A 13,864-nucleotide genomic window follows, 5' to 3' on the forward strand; every position below is an offset into this window, starting at 1 on the left:
AAAGAGCCTTGTCATTCGTCGGATTTGCCGCTCGCCAGTGTCTGCAGGTCGGCTAGATAGTCCGAAAAATTCGCGCGGGCCTTTTGCTGAGCCTCGTCATATGCGGACGCCAACTGCTCGCCCAAGTCCTTCATGGCCCGCTCGACGCTGTTCTGATGCTTGCTGATCACTTGCCCGTACTGGCGCGCGTGATCGAGCCATGCAGAGGCAGCGCGCTGTTGCGCGTCGTCGCCGTTGCCAGCCTCGCTCAGCGCCCGCTGCCACGACATCATGATTTGCTGGAGTTGATCACGGGTCGGGACTTCGGCCTCTTCCATCTGCTGGCGGCTACGGCCGTAGAGTTCCTGGGCACGCGCTGCATATTGCTGCGCCACCTCAAACCCTTTCAGGCAGTAGTTCGAATAGGCATTTTCAGCACTCATGGCGAGCTCCCGCGATCGTGGGCCCTCTGACGGCTCAGGCGCAGAACGTCGCTTGGAAGCGACTTCGTCGGACGCGCGACTTCTACGTCGGACCATGCCGGCCCTCCCGAAAAAACCAGTCGGAGGCAGCGTTGCCGAACGGTCTCGTCTGTCGCTCCCAAGACAAACAGACTCCTGATCGGCCTCCAAATCGGACGGCTTCACTACCCTCCAGCGGATCGCATCTGCGCCGCTCAAGCAACTTAAGGATTGTAATGCATATCGTCAATAGATTTATTGTTACATATATTATTGAATAAAATTGTTATAGAAAGAAATACTGAAAAAGTTTATCAAAGGCGCTCTGACTGAAATCAGGCGCCGCTAGTTGCTGTTCCAGTCAGACGCTTCGCCAAAATGTATTTGGCCAAGCGTAACTCTCTTGGCGTCAACGTCGCGGTTTGGGCGCACTGGCAGCAAGTCCAGCAATCCATCCAGTAACGGCCGCGAGGTACTCCGGGTTCGGTGGCAGATCCTGCCGGTAACGCTCCGGCGTCGACGCTTCGGGCTCGAGCCGGAATAAATGGTCGGCGTTGTGGATTTCCTTGTATGTGGAGCGCACGTTGCGGCTGCGGGCGGCGCGGTGCAGCGCTTTGGCATCACGGTCGGCCGATGTCTGTATGTCTTTGTCGCCGTGCAAGATCAGCGTCGGACAGCGGACGGCTGCAATCGCTGCGCGCGGATCGGCATCGAGGACGGCTGGATCGGTGAGCGGTCTCAGGCCCCCGAGCCGCAGTTCCGTGCCATCTGTCCTTGCTTCCCGGTCGAGCCACTGCCGTAGCGCGGCGTCCCGCTTGCCGGCCTCTTCCTCCGACACCTGCAGGCGCGCGCTCTCGCGTGCATTCTGTTCCATCAGGATGGCGCGCAACGGCCTGCCCGGGGGCGCAAGCAGGATCAGGCCGGCCGGCGCCAGGGCCGGGTCGACCGACAACAGCTGCAGGATCACGAGGGCGCCCAGGCTATGACCGGCGGCGAAAAGATGCAGCGCATCGATGTCGGCGCGCGCGGCGAGCCAGCGCCAGGCGGCGCCGGCATCGGCCAGCCGCGTCGCGCCCAAGGAGCGGTCGGCTTTGCCGAATCCGGTTTTGCCTGCTCCCCGCGCATCTATCGCCAAGCTGGCTACGCCGACTTGCGCAAGCGCATCCATCGTCTCCAGTGTCTTCAGGCGCATGCCGGGCGCACCGCCCCAGCGGGTGATGGAGCCAGATCCATTTAGGAACAGGCAGGCCGGACAAGGCCCGGCGGGTTCGCGCCGGTGCACGAACAGGCCGTGCAACGTGATATCGTCGCTTTCGAGCGTAACTTCTTCGCGGTCGATGCCAGGGGGAGGCGGTGGTGGTTCGATGCTTTCCTCGGCGCCGCGAAGGGTCTCAATCGGCACCGCGTGGAACACCGGCGCGGCCGCCCGCCCGACAAGCGTTCCCTGCTCGTCCATTCGCACAGCGGAGACCAAGGCGCCACTGGTGCTCATGTTGAGCCGTATGCCGATCGACGTCTCCCAGTCCAGCGTTCCAGCCGGCGCGACCTCGATCTCGCGCACTGCCAGCGCTTCGGGCGAAAAGTAGTGAAGTTTCCGCGGGCCTTGATCGCGATCGAACGCGGCAAGAGAGCGCGAAAGCTGCAGAAGTAAATTCTGCTGAAGTACGAGGTCGGGCGCAACAGTCAGCGCCAACTCATGCTCGTTGCCGTCGCGCAAGGTCAGGAGCGCGCGGTTCTGACCGAAAACGGCGCGTTGAAGCACGGCGCCGGATGAAAACAGCGAATAGTTCGCAACCTTGCCGTCATCACCGATTTCAATGACTGCCGCTTCTTGAACAGGCTTGGGCCCGCCAACCTTTTCGGCGTGCGTGGTCCAGTGATATTCGTCGACGGTTGACGAAACGCGCCGCCGCGCCTGTTCGACGAAGAGTTCGCCGCGAAGCAAAATTTGGAAACCCTCCATGAGAGGCAAATCGATCGGTTTCATTGCGGCGGCTCAGGTCACCGCCGCTTCGTCTTGCCGGACAAAGCGCATTGATGGCGCCGCCATATCCACGTGCTCGGCATCCTGGCTCGTGTCGGAGGGGACTTGGATCGCCAGCGCAAGGTAGAGATCGTCCTCCTGGAGCACGAGGTCGTTTTGGATGAAGCCTTGCACCGTTTTGGCCACGGCTCCCTCGTCCCATGCGCGATCGGGTGCAACGCCGCGCAAATTGGCGGTGAGGGAAGCAATGGATTGAATGCTGTCGAGGCCAAGATAGATGAGCCGATCGTCTCCGACCAATATGTAAGGGCGAACCGGGTGATCCGGCCGTAGGTCGATGATCGTTACCAGATCGGTGCCGACGATAGCGCTCAATGCAGCGTGCCGGTGCTCCTGCTTCCAATCCTGCGCCTCGCGCCAGGCGCGATTGATCCCCTCCAGCGTCCGCGCGTCGGTGGTGCCACGGTAGGTGAAGAAATAGGCGATGCGCGCCCGTGCCTCTGGTGACACTCCCGGATAGCAAAGGTCATAGGATGGGTATGGCTTGATGCCGGAAAGCCCGAAATCGTCCGGTCGGTCGAACATCGGCGAGAATCGGTCCAGCCGAAACGCAGCGAAGGACGACGGTGGGGTCAGGTGGCGTATCGACCGCATGAATCGGATAGCTTCCTCGTAGTCCTCCGGCCGTTCCCCAGGAAAGCCGCAGAGAACGTTCCAGGTGACCAGCATCTTGTGCTGGCGGACCCATTTCAAGGTCTGCACATTCTGGATACCGCGAATGCCCTTGTCCATGAGTTTGAGCACATGCGTGTTCAGGTGCTCGATTCCGGGCTGCATCCAGGTCGTTCCCAGACGCCTGAGAATCCCGATCTGCTCCTTCTTGAGGTTTGCCTTGGTCTCGTAGAACAGCTGCAGCTTGGTGCCGTCCTCCACCAGGGAAGGGAACACCGTCGTGAAGTAGCGCATGTCGACAATGTTGTCGGTCGCAAAAAAGGTATGAATCCCCGTGCTGTCGCGCAGATGGCGGAATTCGGCCAGCGCGCGGTCCGCCGACTTTGCACGGTAGCCGATACCGAGGCCGTTGAGGCCGCAAAAGGTGCAGTGGTGTTTTTCGCCCCACCAGCATCCGCGCGAGGTTTCGATGGTCAGCTCCGGTTCGATGAATTGCGGGGCTGTGGACCGCTCGAACGCGGCGAGGAAATCGCTGTGATCGGGAAAGGGGAGGCTGTCCATGTCGCGGATCGCGGCTTGGGGCACCAGGCTCTCGACCGTTTCGCCTCCCGCACCGCGATAGACGAGGCCGCCGATGGTGGACATGTCCGCGTCGTTGCGAACGGCCTCGATCAACTGCGGGAAACTCGTATCGGACTCGCCGCGGCAAACCGCATCGATGAAGGTGAAGCTGCGATGCAGTTCAAGCCCCATCTCACCCTCGCAATTGGCGCCGCCGAACACGACATGGAGGTTTGGCGCGCGCGCCTTGAGTGCCTTGGCCATGGCGAGGCTTGCGAGGTTCTGCTGAAAGGTGCTTGAGAAACCGACAATGTCGACGTCTTGAAGGTCGATCGTTTCCGCCAGATCGTCGATATACTGGGGAGCCTGCTCTCGTGCGTAGCGGATCTGGCCTAGGAAGGCATTGGGGTAGTAATCGCCCGGCGTGGTTCTGGCATACGTATCGAAGGCCTCGTCGGGTAGCGCGTCGCATCTCCAGAGTGCGCGGCTGAACACCCATTCCCCGGGCAGGTCATGCGTCGGAGCGCTTTGCGCGATCCGCTGATAGAGCGGAAAGCCGATGCGGTCGGCAAAGCGGTGATTGGCGTAGAATATGTCACATGCAATGCCTTGCTGCCGCAGACGTGCGGCAAACAGGCTCACGCCCAGCGCCGGCCGTTCGATCGGCAGGAACGGCATCACGCACAACAGCACTTTCGAATGAGCGGCCATCTTGTCTTTTCGCATCGGCGGCCTCCAGGCTTACTGTGTTCGCCGTTCCAGTTCGGCGAGGCGGACTTCCAGCCGCGACAGGCTCGCCAACCGGCTCTCCAGAACCGAAATGCGCGCTGCGAGAGGCTTGATTGCATTGTCAACCGTGCTTCCAGACCGGAAGGAACCGGTGACGGCGATCGCCGTCACCGCAACCGCCACTGCCACGGCTTCGGCAATGATCGCCACGTCGACGTCGACATATGCAAACGCCCCGGCCAGATCGGTCGGGTTGGCGATACCGACTTCAGGATGATGCGCAAGGATGTATTCGCGCAGCCGGTCGAGTTCCTTGCGGCTATAAAGCTCGGCCACGTGAGGGTCGAAGAACAGCCGGATTATGGCCTTCTCGCGGTCGCCAAGCGCAATCGTCTGGTCGGCGTCCACGCCATAGGTCCGCAATACCGTTCCGGGATGATCGCAGAAACTGTCGAGCACACTGCGATCGGCAGCGATGTCGTCGCGCAGGCGAGCCAGGCCGACCGGCGGAGTAGCCGTTACAAATTCCCGCAACAGTTCCCTTTGCCGCATGCCAGCCCTCCAGTGTCCACATGGACGAAGAGACGGGATGAACGCGATGGCGCCCACCCCGGTGATGCCGCGTCAGCGAATGCGCTGCTCGAGACGGGTGACCTTCGCATCGAGCTTGTCGACAAGATTGACCCGAGCCTCGAGCGCCGCCACCTTGGCGCTGAGAATTCCCGCCTCGGCTTCGATCGTTGCCAGCTTGGAAAACCTGTCGGCCGCACCTGCTACAACGATCGCCGCGACGGCCACGGCAACGGCGACGACCTCGACCTCGATCGCCACGTCGAAATCCGCGACCGCCACTGCGTGTGTGTCGCCGGGATTGGTGATCACGATTTCCTTGTACTTGTCCGTGATGTGCGCGCGCAGGTCGTCGATCTTGCCGTTATTGTACAATTCGATGACGCGGGGATCGGAGAACATCCGGATCATCGCCTTTTCACGGTCGCCGAGCTTGATGTCGCCGCTCACCGCAAGGCCGTGATCCTTCAGCACGGCTGATGGTTTGTCGACGAATTTCTCGAGTAGGCTCGGGTCGGACGCGAGTCTTTCTGACAGGTTCCGGACTTTTTCCGGAGGGTTATCGGTGACGAGTTTTCTGATGAGATCGCTATCGTGCATGATTCATGGCCTCCTGCCGGGATGAGGCGATTGGCGCATGCCGGTTGGACTGGTCCGGCCATTCTGCCTCGGGTTTTTGATGAGCCAGCCGATAACGGTAAAGGACGTCGTCGCGCCGCTCGCGCCAATGGTGGGCAAGCACGTCGCGCACCAATGCATCGTCATAGAGCGCGCGGCATGCGTCACAGTGATGATTGAAACGATTCTCCCAGTCGATGCGTGGATCGATCGTGGAAGCCCAGGCGAGTATGTGCTCCGGCCCCTCCACCGCGAGCCATATCTTGAGGAAATCGTTGCCGGCGGCTTCCGCGAGTTCCACGAGCGTTGCCTCTTCAAGCGATCCGATCTGCATTTCGGGAATCTGTTCGCGCGTCAAACCGCAGCAGGCGCCGACCTCGCCGCGCGGATTGACCACCATCGTGTCCAGCACGCTTTCGCACGGGGCGCGGCGGTGAATGTTCAGGTGGTTCGTCAGGCTGGCGGGGCCATGCCGCACGGAATCGCGATCCTCCATCGCCATCCAGGGACTGTCGAACACAATGAGGTTGGGATGGTCGCGGATCGCCGCCATCGCCGGGTGAGAGAGCAGTCCCTGGGCATGAAAAGTCCGGTCCATCTCGCGTTCCACCACGACGACGGCATTCATGCCGAGCCCGATCGCGGCCGCTGCGCCATAGGCGATGCGCTCGACCGGCACGAACTGCTGATGATGATCGCCGGTGCTCAAGTTGATTTCACGCAGACCCGCCCTGTAGAGCGGCTCGAGGCGTGCATGCGCGGCTTGCGCCGACTTCGCCCAATAGCCATTGGTGACACACCGGCTGGCGAGCCCTCGCTCGGTGCAGCGCGCAACCGCCACGACAAGCTCATCTTCCAGCATGAAGCATTCGCCGCCGGAGAAGACCACAAGCTTCATCGATGCCATCTCCGCTGCTTGCTCGATGGCATCGAGCATGCGCGATAGCGGCAGTTTCTCCGCGATCCCGGGATGCGACGCGAAGCAGCAGTTCTCGCAGGCCGCCGTGCATTGGTAGGACGTCAGCAAGGTCAGTGTGGTTGGTTTCCTGCCGGCGGTCATGCGTTGCCCTCCCGCATCTGTCTCAGGACCGGGTCGAACAGGGCGAAATAGGCCGGCTGTGCCTCGGACGCGCCAGCTATCACCAGGGCGATGCGCGCTATCAGCGGACCTGCATCGAGCACGGTCTGGTCGGACGGCTGGCCGGCCCAGCGCCCGCGCGCGCTCGGCCGCGTCGGGATTGCCGGGTTTGCATCGGGCCGCAGCATGTGGGCAAGGCCGGCCGGAATCAGCACATCGCGAATTCCCGCCTGGGTGCGGCAAACCTCGGACATCACCGCCTTCCACGGCGCGCTGTAGAGCGCCAGCATCATCAACGCGTCGGCGATATCCAGGCGGTCCAGTCCGTCGACGGCCGTCCGCGCTTCATCCGCCACCTGAGCTGGGTCACAATCCAGCATTTCGGCGACCGCCTCATTGGCGAACACCGTAGCCAGCAAGGCCTCGAGACGGCAGCGCCGGTCGACAATGCTCCAGAACAGCCGCTGGGCAAGCGGCCGGCGCGGGATGGGAAAGCCTACGCAAAGCAGCCGCCGGACATGGTGCCGCTCGCTGTCCTCGATTGCACCCAACGCGTCAAGCGGTGCCTCGACCGCGCTGAGGACGGCGCGATCACTGAGCAGACTGGACATGAGCCGCGAGACCGAATGGCGGGCAGGGATCAGCGTATCCTTGTCGGCGCCGCCGATATCGATGATCAGCGGTTCGCGCCCCGGCTTTCTTTTCAGTTGCAGATTGATCCGCTCGCGCCCGCCTGCAGCAAGGACGATCTCCATCTGCACCGTTTCGTGGCGTGGGCTCGCAACATGCAGCCTGAAATGGCCGGGCGGCAAAGCCCTGAACAGCAAACCGTCGAAGGCGCGGGCATAGCGAAGGACGCGCCAGGTGCGTCCGCTGTCGATATGGGTCAGCACCGGGAACATGTTTCCTTGTGGAAGCCGTCCGTGCTCGTCGCGTATTTCCAGCTCAAGACAGCACGCGACCGTCGACGATGTCGCTTGGTCAACCGGAGAAAGCATGCTCATGGGACGCCGCTCCTGCCGCATCGATATAACCATCGACGCTCCGAAAATCCGTCATTACCCAGAGTTATAATCGCCAAACGAACTATAAATTCGATGGAGAAGAATATATCTATCAGATATTCAAAAAATACCTATCGCCGACTAAATATCAGCGCAGATATCGACCACTGTTCCAGATTTTTTTATCATATGTTACTTATATTAGATTTTCAAGTGATCCGGTGGAACATTTTCATACCTTCCGTCGAAGCAGCTAGTCGCCGGCTGGCGTCCAGAAAGTCGACCGCGGCCACGCTTTCATCATCACGCTCAGCCAGCTCCGGCGGCCTCGATCCGCTCCCGGCCGAAATTTCATCCTTCTCGAGAAATCGCTTGAGCAGCCAGTGATCGAGACGGGCATCGACTTCCTTCGCGCACAAGCCTTTCGTGGCCGCGACGCAGGCGTCGCAAATCGAGGCGTAGCCGTCAGGGGCGCAGGAGCGCTCAGGACTCATTTCCGCAATCGCCTCATGAAGTGCGCGCGGACCGAACTGATTTATGAACCGGAAATGCGTCCGCATTCGCATCTCGTCGAACAGATCCGCGAGCGAACGCTCACGGACGTTGCCGACCGTGAAGCTTGCGATCTTGCCGCCGGCGCAGCAGCACGCCTGAAAACTGCCGTCGGGGTAGATGACCGGTCGGTTCACCACTTCTTGGCAGGGCGTGTACGAGTAGGTGGCAAGTTCCGAGCGGTAGTGCTCTTCGGGGTATTCGGCGGCGCGTCCGAGGCCGACAAGCCTGCCGAACGAGAGATTGACCATGTGTGTCAATTCGGACGGCACGGTATCGGTAGCCACCTGCCTGATGAATTCGTCCTCGTCGAAGAGGCGGATCTTATCGGTCGGTATGCCATAGAGTTGCGAGAACAGGGCGACGGGATCACCCGGCATGTTGAGGACCGTGTTGACGATGACCGGAAAGCCTGCCTCCCAGGCGATCTCGATTGCGCGACGGAAAACCTCGGCAGGAAGGAATTCCAGGTGATATTTGTCGGCACTGAAGTTGAGGGAATCAAGCCCGGCGAGCTGCAGCCGGTAGAGAATGCGCCGACCGGTGGCTTGATTGCGACCCCAAAAACCGTTGGTGATCACGCGTGTCGCAAATCCCAGCAGGTTGGCCACGCCCAGCAGACGCTCCAGGTGGTGCGGGTACATCATCGGCTCGCCGCCGGTGAAGACGATCGTCGCCGGCTTGGGATCGAGTGAGGCCGCCTCAGTGATGCAGCGCTCCGCCAATTCCATGGCCATGCTGTCGAAATTGTCCGGGCCGGAAAGGATGCCGCAATGGCGGCATGCGATCGGGCAGCGGTGCGTGAACATGATTCCCAGTTCGAGCGGGCGTTGAACGTCATTGCCGGTCGCGTTCATGGTGCGACCTCGCGGCGACGGGGCTGCGCCGTCTTTGCCGTCGCCGCCCGCAGCCCGGCGTTCGACCAGACACCGCTGCCGGCTGCGCCCAAGAGCGTCGCGAGCGCGGCAAGCTCCTCGAGCCCGCCTTGATAGCCTTCCTCGCCATCGAGCGGCTCCTCGATGATCTCAAAGCGGCCGTAGTCGAACGGCACGCCGGGGGCACGCTCGACCAGACGGATCCGCTCGCGCAGGCCCTGTCCCGCGAGCGTCAATGCCCGGTGGTGGCAAAACGGGTTGTTGCCGGGGCGCCCGAACAGCGCATGTGCCGTCCATGTGCAGCCGGCCTTGCACCGATCGGCGTGTTCGCAGGTGGCGCAGAAACCCCACAGATCGGAGCGCGTCCTGGCGCCGAGGCCGCGTATACGCTCGCTCGACCGCCACATGTCCTCGATGGTGCTGGTGCGCACCGAGCCTGCACCATAGTCGACGCTCGGCAAGGAGGGGCAGCCCTTCAATGTGCCGTCTGCTTCAAGACCCAGCGCAGCCTGGCCCGCGAGGCAACCGCTCCAGGCATGCCCGTTGGCGCCGCCGTAGCGCAGATAGGGCTCATGCGGACCGAAATAGCCGATATTGTTGCCAGGGAAGAGCTGGACGCCGCCCGGCTCCAGTACCGTCCGCTTGAGCCTTGCGAGCAGCGGCATCACGTTCAGCATATCGTAGGGTTGCAGCAGAAGGCCCGGACGGTCGGCCGCGCGGCCGAGAGCGACCGTCAGCTGCACCTGCCAGGCGCTCGCGCCGATCTCGACCAGCAGTTCCGCAAGCGCCGGCAATTCCGGCAGGCTAAGCCGGTTGATCTGGGTGTTGACGCTGAGGCCGATCCGGCCAGTGGCCATGATCCGTCTCGCCGCGTCGAGTGCTGCTTCGTAGCTGCCGATGCGGCCGCGAAGGTGGTCGTGCGTCGCGCCGATGCCGTCGATCGACACGCCGATCCGCCTGATGCCGGCCGCGAGCGCTTCCTGGATGCGGAAATCATCGAGGCGATAGCCGCCCGTCACCATAGTGCAGGCCATTCCGGCCTTGGTGACCGCGCTGGCGATGTCGACCCAGTCATCCCGCAAATAGGCCTCACCGCCGATGAGAGTGACCTCGCGAACGCCAAGCGCCGCAAGCTGCTTCACGGTGTCGAGCGCCTCCTCGAGCGTCAGTTCACCAGGGCGTTCAGCGCCTGCCCGCGAACCGCAATGCCGGCATCCGAGATCGCACTTCAGCGTGATTTCCCAGACGCAGACGCGTGGTGGCTCGGACGGCCCGGACCACCAGCGCACCGTCTTCGTTGGATCGCCATCGTAAACGTCAAGCATTGCAGCGCACCATCACTTCACACGTGAGAGAAAGGCGGCGAGCATGTCGGCGTTCACGCCCTCGATGGCAACGCCATCCGGCCCGACGATGGAGAAGCGGAGCTTCTCCTTTGGAAAGCGAGCCAGTTCGCGCAGTGACCTCAACTGCTCGACCGATGTCATGGCCAACGATCCGGCGGCCGCTACTTGCGTAGATGAGGACGTCACCACGGAGACGCCATAGATGACCACCGCCGCGGCAACCGACACGTCGATCCCGGATTTGCTGCCCGCGGCTGCCGAACCCTTCCAACCGATCACGCCGAACCGCTCCCACAACTCCCCGGCCGTCAACGTCTCAGGATTGGCCCGTGCGAACTCGTCTTGCCACTCTCGCCCTGAAAACACGTGGTCGAGTTTCTTCAGGAGATCCCGTTCGTCGATGCGGTCCGGAAGCGCCAGCACGTCGGGGTTCAGCCCCTCTTCGGACAACACGTCCTTGGGCGATCGGACAAAGCGGTGGCGAAAGTCCTTGTCCTTGCGCAATCGGTTGATGAAACTCGCCGCTTCGGTTCCCATGACAAGCTCCCTGTTCTTCACATGCTTGCGGGCGTCGGGCCGGTCAACGCAGGCGGCCGACCAGCGCCCTGATCGCTTCGATGCCGAGGCCGTGCAGTGCTCTTCCATCCGGTCCGCCGACCGCAAAACTGAGGGCCGTTCCTGGCAGCCGGGTCAAATTACGCAGCCGGCCGAGACGCGCTAACTCCACATCCATTCGGGCTGCGCTGCCCTGCGCCGTAACAAGGGATATGACGGAGGTGGTTGCCGTCGTACCGTAGATGATGCTCGTTGCTGGGGTCGACGGCGACGGGAGATCATAGTTGACGCGGATGAAATTGAACCTGTCCCACAGTTCCTGTGCCGACGCATGGCTCAGTGTGGCTGTATCCGGCGGAGCAGAGGAAATTCGCCCGTCGATACGGCGTTCCAGCGCGTCGAAATCGATTTTGGACGGCAGGTCAAGGAGGTCTGGATCGAGCCCGCTCGCGCGAAGAACGCTACGCGGATCGTCGGCGAATGCCTGCCGGAACGCTTTGTCCCCGTGGAGCTTCTTGATGAAATCTGCATAAGGCGACACCATAGGTTCCCCCCTACGTTGAGCGCGTCGGTCATGCCTCTCGAATGTGACAGTCGTCAGTTTGCCAGCGTAATATTGTTTCCAAATTCGCGGCCAAAACTTAAAGATTACTACCCTAGCGCCAGTTTCCAGGCAAGAAAAGTACGTTATTTAACCGTTGCTAATTTGAGTTAAGAAATGGTTTACAATCGGCCTCACATCGAACGCGAGGCCGTGTTTGGCCATGCTGTTGATCCTGACGCCGATTCGGGGCAGCATCCCCTTGCGGTGCCGCGGACCGGCATTCCAAACAGCAAATGATCGAACGGGGAGACCTCTCATTCACCGAAGGCTGATAGCGCTCGTTCTGATGGTATTGAGCGGCATCGTCGCGGCGCTCTTCACGTCGCCGGATGCACGCATTGCGGTCCACTGGTCGGCGTCGGGCGAAGCCGACGTCTTTGCGGGCCGCTGGGTCGCATTGCTTGGTGCGCCGGCGCTGCTCGCCTTGCTGTGGATGGTCCTGCAGCTGTGGCCGAGGCGGCAGGTCGAGAGCAGGCAGGCGCCCGGCGAACCCGCAAGAAGCCTCGCGCCGGACCAGGTGTGGCTCACCGGCCTTGTGCTGCTCATCCTGCCGCAGGCCTTCTTGATTGCTTCTGCGCTTGGATTCCAGACGAACCGGTTTCGGCTGATGCCGATTGTCCTGGGAGTGATCATGACCGTCGTCGGTGCGCGAATGCCGTTCCTGCAACCCAACCGATGGTTCGGGATCAGAACACCCTGGACCCTTGGGGATCGGGATGTCTGGACGAGAACCCACCGTTTCGGCGGCCTCGTCTTTCCGGCGGCCGGGATGCTCACCGCGTCGCTGCCTCTTTTCGGCTTGTCGGACGATCGCGTCGGTCCAGCCGTGCTGGTTATCCTGCTGACCGCAGCACTCGCATGTGTGGCCTATTCGTGGTGGATATCCCGGCGACTGAACGGCCAAAGGTGATACGCAATCCAAGCGTCGCGAAATCTTCCATTCGATCCTGGCTAGGCGTGGGGTGGGAGCTGAGATCCGCTGGCTTTTGCCCGCAGCCAGTCCGAGACGCGATAGTATCGTAACATCGCGGCCGGAGCGAACGACATGAAGAAGGGTGCCCGCCGGAGCGGTTCGAGCTTCAGCGAAAGGTCTTTTTCCGGGACGCCCTTCGCCCATTCGCCGAGTATGCCGCCGAGCATGCTTCCGGTCGGCACGCCGCGACCGGATAGCCCCGTCAACGCGACGACGCCCGGCGCGAGTTGATAGAATCGCGGGATGGTGCGCTTCTGCATGTCCAGTTCGCCGAACCAGAAATACTCCCATCTCAACTCGCTGCTGAGCTGCGGATGAAGCCAGCGCAGGCGATCGGACATGAGGCGGTGTGTGAACGCCATGTCCCTTCCGCGACGACCCATCGGGAACATCGAGGCGACGATGCGTCCCTCGGCGTTGTACTTGTGGACGAAGATGTCGCCGCGGCCATCATGCATCGTCGTGTTGCGCGGCAGGATGGTTTGGCGTTCGCTGGCGGTCAGCGGTTGGGTGGCGGCGACGAACACCCTCTGGATCTTGTAGGTCCGGTCGAGGCCGGGCCATCCGTCGACGGTGTAGGCGCCGGTCGCAAAGATGACCTTGTCGGCGACGACGGTTCCTTCGCCGGCATGCACTGCCCAGGCACCATCCTGCCGCACGACGTCGCGGACCGGTGACCCCGTGTGGATTGCGCCACCTTCCTCCATAACGGCACGGGCCAGGCCTCTTGCGTATCCCAATGGATTGAGGTGACCAGCCTCGGAATGAAACCAGCCGCCATGATATCGCGGGCTGCCGGTCATCTCCTCGGTCGCCTGTCTGTCGAGCACCTGCGTCTTGGCGCCAACGGCATTGTACTGCTGCGCCTTTGCCTCGAGCTTGGCGACGGCGCCTGGCGTAAGCGCGCCCATGACGTAGCCGCTCTGCTGCCATTCGCAATCGATGCCATAGCGCTCGATCATCCCGGCGACCTGTCCGTTGGCTCCTGTCTGCCGGGCGATCAGCCTTTCGGCCCACGGCTCGCCGAGCATGGCACGCAGTTCGGGCAGGCTGTAGTGGGTGAAGGTTGGCGTACAGTGGCCGGCATTGCGCCCAGAGCCGCCGAACCCGATCTCCTGGGCTTCGAGCAGAACCACGTCTATGCCGGCGCGGGCGAGCTCGAGTGCCGTGGTCAAACCGGTGTAGCCACCGCCGACGATGCAGACGTCCGCCCGCCTGCGTCCTTGCAGAGGGCTGGTCTCCGGCGGCGGCGCCGCGGTCGCATACCAGAGCGAGACTTCAAACGGCGAGAACCTTGCCATGC

Annotated in this window: 13 protein-coding genes; 1 reads left to right on the plus strand and 12 read right to left on the minus strand. The window is 62.1% G+C overall.

The window, feature by feature from the left end; all coding sequences use genetic code 11:
• Positions 1–11: 11 nt before the first annotated feature.
• From B5V02_RS32060 to B5V02_RS32110, 11 genes are all read right to left on the minus strand, one after another.
• Entirely contained in the window at positions 12–422 is a 411-nt protein-coding gene (locus B5V02_RS32060; protein WP_111548002.1) for a hypothetical protein, read from the minus strand.
• A 427-nt stretch (positions 423–849) separates the two neighbouring features.
• On the minus strand, positions 850–2,427 hold the full coding sequence (locus B5V02_RS32065) for an alpha/beta hydrolase family protein (RefSeq protein WP_111548003.1): 1,578 nt from the start codon (positions 2,425–2,427) through the stop codon (positions 850–852).
• Between the two features lie 9 nt (positions 2,428–2,436).
• The gene (locus tag B5V02_RS32070; protein ID WP_111548004.1) at positions 2,437–4,383 is read right to left on the minus strand and encodes a RiPP maturation radical SAM C-methyltransferase; all 1,947 of its coding nucleotides are present in this window, start codon (positions 4,381–4,383) and stop codon (positions 2,437–2,439) included.
• A gap of 15 nt (positions 4,384–4,398) precedes the next feature.
• Positions 4,399–4,938 carry a hypothetical protein gene (locus tag B5V02_RS32075; RefSeq protein ID WP_111548005.1) on the minus strand — a complete coding sequence of 180 codons (540 nt, stop codon included), beginning with the start codon at positions 4,936–4,938 and terminating at the stop codon, positions 4,399–4,401.
• A 72-nt stretch (positions 4,939–5,010) separates the two neighbouring features.
• Complete coding sequence (locus tag B5V02_RS32080; protein ID WP_111548006.1) at positions 5,011–5,556, minus strand: hypothetical protein; 546 nt, start codon at positions 5,554–5,556, stop codon at positions 5,011–5,013.
• Positions 5,546–6,511: a radical SAM protein gene (locus B5V02_RS32085; protein ID WP_146606192.1), complete on the minus strand. Its 966-nt coding sequence runs from the start codon at positions 6,509–6,511 to the stop codon at positions 5,546–5,548. Before B5V02_RS32085 ends, B5V02_RS32080 begins: the two co-directional genes overlap by 11 nt.
• Positions 6,512–6,630: 119 nt before the next feature.
• On the minus strand, positions 6,631–7,656 hold the full coding sequence (locus tag B5V02_RS32090) for a carboxypeptidase-like regulatory domain-containing protein (RefSeq protein ID WP_146606193.1): 1,026 nt from the start codon (positions 7,654–7,656) through the stop codon (positions 6,631–6,633).
• Positions 7,657–7,865: 209 nt separating this feature from the next.
• Positions 7,866–9,065, minus strand: a complete 1,200-nt coding sequence (locus B5V02_RS32095) for a radical SAM protein (protein WP_111548009.1) — start codon at positions 9,063–9,065, stop codon at positions 7,866–7,868.
• Positions 9,062–10,408: a radical SAM/SPASM domain-containing protein gene (locus B5V02_RS32100; protein WP_111548010.1), complete on the minus strand. Its 1,347-nt coding sequence runs from the start codon at positions 10,406–10,408 to the stop codon at positions 9,062–9,064. Before B5V02_RS32100 ends, B5V02_RS32095 begins: the two co-directional genes overlap by 4 nt.
• 12 nt (positions 10,409–10,420) lie before the next feature.
• Complete coding sequence (locus B5V02_RS32105; protein WP_111548011.1) at positions 10,421–10,966, minus strand: hypothetical protein; 546 nt, start codon at positions 10,964–10,966, stop codon at positions 10,421–10,423.
• Between the two features lie 43 nt (positions 10,967–11,009).
• Positions 11,010–11,528, minus strand: coding sequence for a hypothetical protein (locus B5V02_RS32110; RefSeq protein WP_111548012.1), 519 nt, complete (start codon positions 11,526–11,528; stop codon positions 11,010–11,012).
• Positions 11,529–11,880: 352 nt separating this feature from the next.
• Between B5V02_RS32110 and B5V02_RS32115 the strand changes: the two genes are divergently transcribed.
• A complete protein-coding gene (locus tag B5V02_RS32115) occupies positions 11,881–12,498 on the plus strand; it encodes an SdpI family protein (protein ID WP_167458755.1) in 618 nt (205 codons plus the stop codon).
• A 41-nt stretch (positions 12,499–12,539) separates the two neighbouring features.
• Here B5V02_RS32115 and B5V02_RS32120 read toward each other — a convergent pair whose 3' ends face one another.
• Positions 12,540–13,862 carry an NAD(P)/FAD-dependent oxidoreductase gene (locus tag B5V02_RS32120; protein WP_111548065.1) on the minus strand — a complete coding sequence of 441 codons (1,323 nt, stop codon included), beginning with the start codon at positions 13,860–13,862 and terminating at the stop codon, positions 12,540–12,542.
• Positions 13,863–13,864: the final 2 nt, after the last annotated feature.

The organism is Mesorhizobium kowhaii, assembly GCF_003253745.1.
Taxonomy (GTDB): domain Bacteria; phylum Pseudomonadota; class Alphaproteobacteria; order Rhizobiales; family Rhizobiaceae; genus Mesorhizobium; species Mesorhizobium kowhaii.

Excerpts from the sequence above, each read along its gene's own strand:
- B5V02_RS32100 (WP_111548010.1), bottom strand. The coding sequence starts at position 10,408 with ATGCTTGACGTTTACGATGGCGATCCAACGAAGACGGTGCGCTGGTGG.
- B5V02_RS32105 (WP_111548011.1), bottom strand. The coding sequence starts at position 10,966 with ATGGGAACCGAAGCGGCGAGTTTCATCAACCGATTGCGCAAGGACAAG.
- B5V02_RS32075 (WP_111548005.1), bottom strand. The coding sequence starts at position 4,938 with ATGCGGCAAAGGGAACTGTTGCGGGAATTTGTAACGGCTACTCCGCCG.
- B5V02_RS32060 (WP_111548002.1), bottom strand. The coding sequence starts at position 422 with ATGAGTGCTGAAAATGCCTATTCGAACTACTGCCTGAAAGGGTTTGAG.
- B5V02_RS32065 (WP_111548003.1), bottom strand. The coding sequence starts at position 2,427 with ATGAAACCGATCGATTTGCCTCTCATGGAGGGTTTCCAAATTTTGCTT.
- B5V02_RS32070 (WP_111548004.1), bottom strand. The coding sequence starts at position 4,383 with ATGCGAAAAGACAAGATGGCCGCTCATTCGAAAGTGCTGTTGTGCGTG.
- B5V02_RS32090 (WP_146606193.1), bottom strand. The coding sequence starts at position 7,656 with ATGAGCATGCTTTCTCCGGTTGACCAAGCGACATCGTCGACGGTCGCG.
- B5V02_RS32110 (WP_111548012.1), bottom strand. The coding sequence starts at position 11,528 with ATGGTGTCGCCTTATGCAGATTTCATCAAGAAGCTCCACGGGGACAAA.
- B5V02_RS32085 (WP_146606192.1), bottom strand. The coding sequence starts at position 6,511 with ATGCTCGATGCCATCGAGCAAGCAGCGGAGATGGCATCGATGAAGCTT.
- B5V02_RS32095 (WP_111548009.1), bottom strand. The coding sequence starts at position 9,065 with ATGAACGCGACCGGCAATGACGTTCAACGCCCGCTCGAACTGGGAATC.
- B5V02_RS32080 (WP_111548006.1), bottom strand. The coding sequence starts at position 5,556 with ATGCACGATAGCGATCTCATCAGAAAACTCGTCACCGATAACCCTCCG.
- B5V02_RS32120 (WP_111548065.1), bottom strand. The coding sequence starts at position 13,862 with ATGGCAAGGTTCTCGCCGTTTGAAGTCTCGCTCTGGTATGCGACCGCG.